The 7,028-nt window shown below is 62.8% G+C and carries 8 protein-coding genes; 5 read left to right on the top strand and 3 right to left on the bottom strand.

Features of this window, described 5'->3' with window-relative positions; all coding sequences use genetic code 11:
- The first annotated feature begins 388 nt into the window (after positions 1-388).
- Positions 389-1,711, top strand: coding sequence for a CoA transferase (locus QZ653_RS14535; protein WP_296421177.1), 1,323 nt, complete (start codon positions 389-391; stop codon positions 1,709-1,711).
- Positions 1,712-1,764: 53 nt separating this feature from the next.
- Here the strand turns inward: QZ653_RS14535 and QZ653_RS14530 are convergent, their stop codons facing one another.
- Positions 1,765-3,003: an OmpA family protein gene (locus tag QZ653_RS14530; RefSeq protein WP_296421176.1), complete on the bottom strand. Its 1,239-nt coding sequence runs from the start codon at positions 3,001-3,003 to the stop codon at positions 1,765-1,767.
- Between the two features lie 589 nt (positions 3,004-3,592).
- On the opposite strand from QZ653_RS14530, the gene QZ653_RS14525 reads away from it, so the two are divergent.
- The 3 genes from QZ653_RS14525 to QZ653_RS14515 are packed head-to-tail and all read left to right on the top strand — an operon-like array spanning position 3,593 to position 4,875.
- Positions 3,593-3,922 (top strand): TfoX/Sxy family protein, encoded by a 330-nt coding sequence (locus tag QZ653_RS14525; protein ID WP_296421174.1) that lies wholly within the window; start codon positions 3,593-3,595, stop codon positions 3,920-3,922.
- Positions 3,923-3,958: 36 nt separating this feature from the next.
- Positions 3,959-4,360 carry a DUF4112 domain-containing protein gene (locus QZ653_RS14520; RefSeq protein ID WP_296421173.1) on the top strand — a complete coding sequence of 134 codons (402 nt, stop codon included), beginning with the start codon at positions 3,959-3,961 and terminating at the stop codon, positions 4,358-4,360.
- A gap of 29 nt (positions 4,361-4,389) precedes the next feature.
- Complete coding sequence (locus QZ653_RS14515; RefSeq protein ID WP_296421171.1) at positions 4,390-4,875, top strand: transglycosylase SLT domain-containing protein; 486 nt, start codon at positions 4,390-4,392, stop codon at positions 4,873-4,875.
- On the opposite strand, the gene QZ653_RS14510 is transcribed toward QZ653_RS14515, so the two are convergent.
- The gene (locus QZ653_RS14510; protein WP_296421170.1) at positions 4,872-5,693 is read right to left on the bottom strand and encodes a DMT family transporter; all 822 of its coding nucleotides are present in this window, start codon (positions 5,691-5,693) and stop codon (positions 4,872-4,874) included. The genes QZ653_RS14515 and QZ653_RS14510 overlap by 4 nt on opposite strands.
- Positions 5,694-5,769: 76 nt before the next feature.
- Positions 5,770-6,192, bottom strand: coding sequence for a nucleoside-diphosphate kinase (gene ndk / locus QZ653_RS14505; RefSeq protein ID WP_296421169.1), 423 nt, complete (start codon positions 6,190-6,192; stop codon positions 5,770-5,772).
- 129 nt (positions 6,193-6,321) lie between these two features.
- Between ndk and QZ653_RS14500 the strand changes: the two genes are divergently transcribed.
- Complete coding sequence (locus QZ653_RS14500; RefSeq protein WP_296421168.1) at positions 6,322-6,945, top strand: YdeI/OmpD-associated family protein; 624 nt, start codon at positions 6,322-6,324, stop codon at positions 6,943-6,945.
- Positions 6,946-7,028: the final 83 nt, after the last annotated feature.

Here is a 7,028-nt window from a genome sequence, read left to right as displayed (position 1 = left end):
TGAGGGGGGTTCTACGGTTACTCAACAACACCCGCAACCCCTTTTTTGAAGAAAACCGCACCAAAGGCGAAGATTTTCCAATTTGGTCCGTGCTGCATTGCCAAACCCTATGTTTATAAGGGGTTTAGCGTCACAGCCCCCTCCCCTGCCCCGGACAATTCTTGCCAAATGCCGCCCCAAGGTCTGAGCAATCCCACCGGAATGAACCGGAATCACACCTGTTCGATTCCGTTTCCCCAAGGGCACCTTCTCGCTCCTCTCTTCTCGCGTGTTCCGCACACCGGTGGGGTGGAATCGGCCCCATTCTCAGACCACCAGACGGTCGCCGGGCCTCACCCCATGGGCCAGCCGCTGGACCGTCGCGGGCAAGCCCCCTATCGTCGGGGGCATGACAGATCATTTTCTAGCGCAGATTACCGACGCCCTTGGCGCCCTCCCCGCAGGCGAAGTTTCCATCGTATCGGAGGGGGAGTTGCCGTCGTGCTTTCACACATCCGACTTTGCCACCGCCACCGTGGCAGCAGCGGCGGGTGAACTGGCGGCGCTGACCGGGACCGCGCCGGTGGTGAACCGTCGCCATGCCCTGATGTGGTTTGACATGACCCTGCGCCCCCACGGATGGGAGCTGCCCGACCTGTGGGATCCCGTCGCGGGGGATTACAGAGCGGCGGACGGCTGGATCAGGCTGCACACCAATGCGCCCCATCACCGCGATGCGGCGCTGTCTGTTATTAAGTGCCCTGTAGATCGCGATGCTGTGGCCGCCAAAGTCGCCCAGTGGTCCAAGACCGATCTTGAAACAGCCATTGTTGCAGCAGACGGCTGCGCCGCCGCCCTGCACAGCCAGACCGAATGGGCCGCCCACCCCCAAGGGGAAGCCGTGGCAGGCGAGCCGTTGATCGCTTGGCAGACCACCGCACAGGACGCGCCGCCGGTGTCATTGACGGGCCTCAAAGTGCTTGATCTGACGCGCGTGCTGGCAGGCCCCGTGGCCACGCGGCTTTTGGCGGGCTTCGGGGCGGATGTGCTGCGGATCGACCCGCCCAGCTGGGACGAACCCGGCGTCGTGCCTGAGGTCACCTTGGGCAAACGCTGCGCTGGTCTGGACCTGACTGACGCCGCCGACCGCGCCAGGTTCGAGGCTTTGTTGTCCCAAGCGGACGTGATGGTCCACGGCTACAGACGCGATGCCCTCGCCAAGTTGGGCTATGACACGGACAGTCTGCGCCGGATCGCGCCGCACCTTATAGATGTCAGCCTGAACGCCTACGGGCACAGCGGGCCATGGGCCGACAGACGCGGCTTCGACAGCCTTGTGCAGATGAGCAGCGGCATCGCCCATACAGGGCAACAGCACGCAGGCGCGGGCAAACCACGCCCCCTGCCCGTTCAGGCGCTGGACCATGGCACCGGCTATCTGATCGCCGCTGCCGTGTTGCGCGCGGTGCGGATGCGCAATGACACAGGCGTTTGCAGTACGGCGCGGCTGTCCTTGGCGCGCACGGCGCGGCTGCTGACCTCAGCCGGGGATCGCGCCTTTGCGGGGGACGGTCTGACCGAAACACCGGCCGATCTGGCGGACCATATCGAACAGACCCCATGGGGGCCGGCCCAGCGCATCACTTTTCCGATCACGTTGGACGGCCACGGCCCGAACTGGCCCCTGCCCGCCGGGCCCTTGCGCCGTCACCCTGCGGTCTGGGGTCGCTAAAACGCAAAACGCCCGACCAAAAGGCCGGGCGCATCGCTTGATCCTTATGGGGATCAGATATCTTCGAGGATCACATCAAAATCAACGCGGCTGTCGCTCAACCCCGCGACGGGCTGCGCATCGGACGGCGCGCCAAGGATCAGCTGTTCGGAGGGGAAGCCCTGATTGACCAGACGGCTCATCAGAACAACAGCCCGCAGACGTCCGGTCGATGCATCCTCACTGGCGCGGGGATCATCACTGTGCTGGCCCACGATGCGCAGACGGGCATCAGGGCAGGACGCCGCAATATTGGCCAGCCGGGCCGCAAGGGCGAAATCCGTATCGCTGATCGTCATACCGCGGGGCGCATATTCGATAGAGGCCCCCTGCACAGCCGACTGAAGCTGGGACACACAGGCCGCCACGCGGAAATTCGTACCCGGTGCGGCAAAGGCCGGCGCGGTAAAGCTTGCCTGTTGGGCCGTTTCCACAATGGAAAATTCAACGCGGCGGTCATAATAGGACTGCGGTTGCGGGCCACGCACCAGCGACGGCACACCATCGCCGCGGCCTACGGCCTGAAACAGCGACGCATCCACACCGGAGGCAATGACGCGGGCCACCACGGCCTCGGCCCGTTCAAGGCTCAGCCGCTGGTTCACCACAGGGTTGCCCGACGGGTCGGAATGGCCTTCCACCTGAATGATAACGCCGGGGCATTGCTGTGCCAGAACGCCCAACAGGCGCGCCTGTTCCAGACCGGCCTGTTCGGCGGTCACCCCACCGGAGGGGAAATAGACCCGTGCCTGCGACGACAGTGTTTTCAGATCGTCAATGCACTGGCGGTCACGGGCCAGATTGGCCTGTGCGGCAGCGAAGAAATCGGCGCCAACGGCGTTGGACTGGGGTTGTGCAACAGCCGGGGCCGCAACAGGGGCGGCGGCGGGTTCGGCGGCCAGCGCAGTGTCCGTGGCAGCCTGCAGGGTATCGACAGAAAAACCGATGTTGCGTGTCACGTCCACGTCGGCTGCGGGGGCAACGTCGGTGTTGGCCTCGTTCAGCAGCGCGGCAAGTTGCTGTGCCACTGTTTCGGGGGCCTGCACCGGTGTAGAGGCGGCAGGAGCCACAGGTTCGACAGCCGCCAGGGCCGCTGCCGCCTCATCGACGGGGGCAGGTGCCGGTGCGGTCTGTGCGACATCACTGTCAGCGCCGTCGAATGAAATATTGATCCGGTCCAGAAATCCCGACCCAACGGCCAGAATGGCCACAGTCGGTGCAATCCACGGCAGGTGTTTGATGATCTTGCTCATGTCTATCCCCCAAGAGTCTTTACGCAGGTCATTAAAATGACTTCTCGACCACGGTGCAGCAAATGTGGCCTATATCTGGACCATGGCATAAGATGTTGTTGTCGGGCTAGTCTGAACATCAAGATTTTCGAAGTTATCCACAGAAATGTCCCATATTTACCCACAGCATGGCCCCCTCTTGGCTGTGGTATTTCCGCCGCTGCCTTATTTCTGCCCCATTTGCGCCCGGATTTGACCACGATGCGGTGGTGCCGTCGGATCACAGCCCCGTCAGAGGGCGGAACACAGGCCGCAACCGGCCCGTTGAGGCAGCACAAGGCAGTTATATAAAGGAGCGGTCCCATGCCGACCCAACCTACCCCACCGACCCCGTCCAAACCGGCCCCGACCCCGCTTGGCACCCGCCGCGCGCCCAAACCCGATGCACCCGTCGTCTTCAAAGACTTCGCGAGCATCTGACCACCCTCCCCCGTGGCCTTTCTTTCCCCTCAGGTCGCGGGGCCTCCTCCAGCGGGCGTTGATGCGCGGCCCTCCGGTCTGCGGCATCCGTCCTCTGGTCTTTTTCGCGCCGCTGCGTAATCTTCCCCGCATGAGTGCAATTTCCACCATCCGCAATCTTGGCCCCGCCATGGAAGCCGCCTTTCACGACGCCGGTATCATGACCGCTGAAGACCTGCGCAATCTCGGCCCAGATGCGGCCTACGCGCGTCTGCTACAAAACGGACACCGGCCGCATTTTATCGGCTACTACGTCTTGCATATGGGGCTACAGGGCCGACCCTGGAACGACTGCAAGGGCGAAGAGAAAAAGGCGCTGCGCCGCAGGTTCGATGCCCTCAAGGCGCGACATTTCAATGCCGGTGCGTCTGAGCTTGAAGCCTTCATGAATGACATCGGACTGATTGCACGCGATGGATAGGGTGGAACCCCCTCGCTCCCGAAAGGTTGAGGTGGCATGACCGACACCCCCGTAGATATTGAACGTCTCGAACGTCTGGCCGTGCAGATGGACAGCCTTGTGCGCATTCCCGGCACCCGGATCCGGTTTGGTCTGGACACCATTCTGGGTCTTGTACCCGGCGTGGGCGACGCATTGGCGCTGGCGCCCTCGGTCTATATCCTGCGCGAAGGCCACCGCGCCGGTGTGTCCGGTCACACCAAGGGCCGGATGATTGCCAATATGGGCATCGACTGGCTTATCGGGTCGATCCCGCTGGTGGGTGACCTGTTCGACATCGGCTACAAAAGCAAAATCCGCAACGTGGCGCTGATCCGCGACCATCTGGAACGCACCGGACAGGCGGTCCCCCGCCAACCGCAAGACGCGCCTCTTTTGCCGGACAACGCGGCGCGGTAATCCGGTCCCGTCACCCGACCGGAGGTTTTATGCGCATCGTCCTTACCTGCTTTATCGTCGCGACACTCGCCGCCTGCGCAGCCCCCGCGCACGATGTCCCTGCTCCCGCACCCGCACCCGTCACACTCAACCCCGGTGAGACGCCGCAGATGCGTGCGCTGATCGTCAAATACGCCGCCATTCATGACATCCCAGAAGACCTGCTGCACGCCGTTATTCAACGCGAAAGCGATTACCGCGCGGGCGCGCGCAACGGGCCTTATTGGGGGCTGATGCAGATTTTGCCCGAAACCGCACGTGGCATGGGGTTTCGCGGCGCGCCGTCTGACCTGTTGGATGCGGAAACCAACCTGATCTACGCGGGCCGCTATCTGCGCGGTGCGTGGCTGTTGTCGGATGGCAGTATTCCCACCGCCGTGGGCTGGTACGCGCGCGGCTACTATTATGAGGCCCGCGACCGCTGCATGTTGGTGGAAACCGGATTGCGTGACCGGGAGGTTCGCCGCGACTGTTAGCGTTTGAGGACCGACAGCGCGATCCCGCCCAGCACAATCGCGGCCCCGATCAGGATATCGACGGTCAAAACCTCCCCCAAAAGGGCGGCGCCTGCGACCAAGGCGATGACCGGGACGCTCAACTGCGCGACGGCCCCCGTGGTGGCCGCGATCTGGGGCAAGACGCGGTACCACAGCGCATAGCCCAGGCCAGAGGTCACGGCCCCGCAGATCACCCCCACGATGACGCCCCAAAGGGTCCACGCTGTGCCCAGAAAGATCAGCAAAAGGGCAACGGGGGCGGCAATCACAAAGGACATGGCCATATCACCCAAGGGGTCCAAAGACCCCCGTCCCTTGAGGGAAAACAAACCCCAACCAATTCCCGCCACGGCCATAAAGGCCACCCCCGCCAGATCAAGCTGCGTGCCCGCACCGGGCCACAGCAGCCACGCCAGACCGGCCATGGCAAGACCCATGCCCGCCCATTGCGCCGCCCGCGGTGTCGTGCCGCCCAAGGCAGAGCCTGCGAACATCGTGATCTGCACAACGCCGAACAACACCAAGGCCCCAACGCCCGAGGGCAACGTCAGATAGGCCAATGAAAACGGCACCAGATACAGCACCAGCCACCCCGACCCGGCCATGCGCGTCCGTGTCGTCGCAGGCCAACCACCGCGCCATGCCACCAAGGCCCCCAACATTGCCGCCCCCGCCAACAGACGCACCCCCGCAAAGCCCAGCGGGTCCATGCCAAACAGGTCAATGCCCGCGCGGTTCAACAGCGAATTGGCCGCGAAATTCATCATCACGACGGTGATCAAACCAAAGAGCAGCATCAGAACGAGGGCCTTTCAAATGAAAACGCCCCGCCGGATCACTCCGACGGGGCGTGTCTGTCAAACGCTATGGCGCTTAGCCGACCAGCTCAAGACCGGAGAAGAAGAAGGCGATTTCTTCGGCAGCGGTTTCTGGCGCGTCGGACCCGTGGACGGAATTTTCACCGATGGACAGGGCGAATTCCTTACGGATCGTGCCGTCAGCGGCGTCGGCTGGGTTGGTGGCACCCATAACTTCGCGGTTTTTCGCGATGGCGTCTTCACCTTCGAGAACCTGAACGACAATCGGCTCGGAGATCATGAATTCGCACAGTTCGTCAAAGAAGGGACGTTCAGAATGGACGCCGTAGAACTGCTGCGCCTGTGCAAGCGTCAGCTGGATACGCTTGGATGCGATGATCCGCAGGCCGGCCTCTTCGAACTTGGCAATGATCTGGCCGGTCAGGTTACGCTTGGTGGCGTCGGGTTTGATGATGGAGAATGTGCGTTGGATCGCCATGGGACTAAGCCTCTTGGTTGGAGTAAATCTGGCGCTGCCCTAACATGGGGCTTAGGGGTTGAAAAGACCCCGCTTGGCGTGCGGCAGAGACAGGGTTAATCTGGCGCAAGACTGCTAACGGACAGCGCCGTGATCACTGATATCGACACCTATTTCGCCAAGGGATGCGACCGCTGCGGACGGTTCAACACGCCGGCGTGTTCGGCGCTGATCTGGGGCGACGGGCTGGCCCGTTTGCGCCAGCTGTGTCTGGGGCTGGGCCTGTCGGAAACCGTCAAATGGGGCCACCCTGCCTATACCCACGCAGGCCGCAACATCGCCGTGTTCGGCGCGTTTCAACGGAGCTTTCGCCTGTCCTTCATGAACTCGGACCTGCTGGATGACACCGACGGCATCCTTGAACCCATCGGCCCTAATTCGCGCGCGCCCTCACAAGTGACCTTCACCCATGCAAATCAGGTGACCGACAAACAACCGGTGCTGGAAAGGTATCTGCGTCAGTTGATGGACAAGGCCGAGGCCGGGATCAAACCACCCCGACGCGCTGCAGACCCCATGGTGATGGACGCCGCCCTGACCGATGCCCTTGCCGCTGACCCGGACTTCAGCGTCGCATGGGACGCTCTGACGCCGGGGCGCAAACGCAGCTGGTGTCTGCATTTCAACGCCGCCAAACAAGTGAAAACACGTGTCAGCCGCGTGGAGAAATCACGCGCGGCGGTGCTGGCGGGCAAAGGCCACAACGAACGCTGATTGACCCCCGCCCCGCCCCGTGGCACTGCCCCCCCATGTTACGCATTTCAGACATCACCTATTCCGTCGAAGGCCGCACCTTG

Source organism: Pseudooctadecabacter sp. (assembly GCF_020627745.1).
GTDB lineage: Bacteria > Pseudomonadota > Alphaproteobacteria > Rhodobacterales > Rhodobacteraceae > Octadecabacter.
This window is presented reverse-complemented; position numbering and strand designations above follow the sequence as displayed.

Bases quoted from the DNA above. Each gene is read 5' to 3' on its own strand.
- QZ653_RS14535 (WP_296421177.1), top strand. From the start codon at position 389: ATGACAGATCATTTTCTAGCGCAGATTACCGACGCCCTTGGCGCCCTC.
- QZ653_RS14530 (WP_296421176.1), bottom strand. From the start codon at position 3,003: ATGAGCAAGATCATCAAACACCTGCCGTGGATTGCACCGACTGTGGCC.
- QZ653_RS14525 (WP_296421174.1), top strand. From the start codon at position 3,593: ATGAGTGCAATTTCCACCATCCGCAATCTTGGCCCCGCCATGGAAGCC.
- QZ653_RS14520 (WP_296421173.1), top strand. From the start codon at position 3,959: ATGACCGACACCCCCGTAGATATTGAACGTCTCGAACGTCTGGCCGTG.
- QZ653_RS14515 (WP_296421171.1), top strand. From the start codon at position 4,390: ATGCGCATCGTCCTTACCTGCTTTATCGTCGCGACACTCGCCGCCTGC.
- QZ653_RS14510 (WP_296421170.1), bottom strand. From the start codon at position 5,693: ATGCTGCTCTTTGGTTTGATCACCGTCGTGATGATGAATTTCGCGGCC.
- ndk (WP_296421169.1), bottom strand. From the start codon at position 6,192: ATGGCGATCCAACGCACATTCTCCATCATCAAACCCGACGCCACCAAG.